The 1,923-nt window shown below is 39.6% G+C and carries 1 protein-coding gene; it reads right to left on the bottom strand.

Features of this window, described 5'->3' with window-relative positions:
- On the bottom strand, positions 1 to 1,923 hold a 1,923-nt coding region (locus GJU43_RS22660), incomplete at both ends, for a condensation domain-containing protein (RefSeq protein ID WP_154344175.1).

Genomic DNA, 1,923 nt, shown 5'->3' with positions numbered 1-1,923 from the left:
TTCACTGCTGTAATCGGAAAGTTTTTCTATATGCTCCGGCAGAATCATTACATTAATCCCCGATTCATCTGTATACGTTGTATCTGAAATTAGTAACGCTGCACGGCCATCTTCCAAGATGTAACTGATTCTTGAGGTCGGGTAACTTTTGTCAATCGGCAAGTAAATACCGCCCAGTTTCAGGATACTTAACATTGAGATTAACATCCATTCGCTGCGGTCCAGTAATAAACCTACACAATCGCCTTGTTGGATGTTATAATTATTTTTCAGATAATTCGACAATTGGTTGACAGCGGCATCTAATGCTCCGTAATTCAGTTTTCGATCTGCATAATATACCGCAATGGCTTGCGGGGTTTTGCTCACATTTTGCTCGTATCGGGTCAGGAAACTGCCGCTTAAAGGATAATCTTTTGCCGTAGCGTTGAAATTTGTTAGAATATTGGCACTTTCCGCATCAGACAAATAATTGTACTTCCCAATACTGGTCTGCGGAGCGGCAACCACTAATGTTAGCAATTCTTCCAGGTGCGAGGCCATTCTTGCGATTCGCGAAACGGAGAATAACGACGTGTTGTATTCGATCGTTAAATGTAAATTATCATTTCGTTTACTGAAGTAAAAAGTAATATCGAATTTGCTTGTTTTTTCATCTGTATATTCTCCTTCAATAGTGATACCGGAAAAGGAAAGTTTTTTATCGTAACGTTCCATGTCTTCCAAAACCACCATTACATCAAATAATGGGGAACGACTCAAATCACGGGCAGCATCCAACTCTTCGACCAACAAATCAAACGGATATGATTGATGTTCGTAGGCATTTAAACAGGTTTCTTTAACCTGCGCCAGTAAAGCTTCGTAACTCATATCGCCGGAAACTTCGTCCCTAAGTGCTAAGGTGTTCAGATAAAATCCTACCTGATTTTCCAAATCCGGATGTAACCTGCCGGAGATCGGAGTTCCGATAATGATGTCCTGCGTTCCGGTGTAGCGGTATAAAAGCGTTTTTACCAAAGAAAGAACACCCATAAACAGCGATGACTGCTGTTGCTCTAACAGCGACTGAAATTTTACACTTGTTTCCCGTCTAAATGTATGTTTCAGACGTTTTCCTGTGAATGTTTGCTGCACACCCCTTGGAAAAGATGTTGGAAGATCCAACGGGGTAATTTCACCCGATAATTTTTCTAACCAATACGATTTATGACTAATGTCTTCATGCTTCTTTGACGTTTGCTGCCATACCGCGAAATCTTTGTACTGAATTTTTAACGCTCCTCTTACGATCTCATTTCCTTTAATTCTAGCGTTGTATAATTCCTGCAGTTCTGCAATGAGTAGCTGAACAGAAATTTCATCTGCAATAATATGATGTATGTTGATGAAAAGGAAATGCTTTTCTTCTGCACGTCTGAACGCGTATACTTTTAACAAAGGTCCTTTCGATAAGTTAAAAGCAGTATTGTATTCTTTAAAAATAGTATCCACTATCGTTTCATCATCCTCTGTCGTATATTCCCAATTTATATTCTCTACTGTAAAATCAATCGTTTCAGAAGCTTTTACGTATTGTTTTACTTCTTCGTCCTGCCATCTGAACACCGTTCTTAAACTTTCATGTCTTTTTATTAAGGCATTGAAAGCATACGACAAGGCTTCTGTTTCTAAAGCTCCCTGAAGCCAATGTCCGAAGGTAACATTGTAGGCAGTGGACGATTCATTTAACTGATCCAAAAACCATAATCTTCTTTGTGCGTAAGACAACGGATATCCATCCTGAACATCTGCCACGGGAATGGATTCATATACTGATTCTCCCAAAGCAGCCAATACATCGGACTGGTCCTGTAATACCGGATATAAAAATATTTCTTTCAATCCGATGGCTACCGAGAATTCTTCCTGTATTCTGTTGGC

This window comes from Flavobacterium sp. LC2016-23 (assembly GCF_009674775.1).
Taxonomy (GTDB): domain Bacteria; phylum Bacteroidota; class Bacteroidia; order Flavobacteriales; family Flavobacteriaceae; genus Flavobacterium.
Note: the sequence above shows the minus strand (reverse complement) of the source record. Positions and strands in the feature narration are given on the sequence as shown.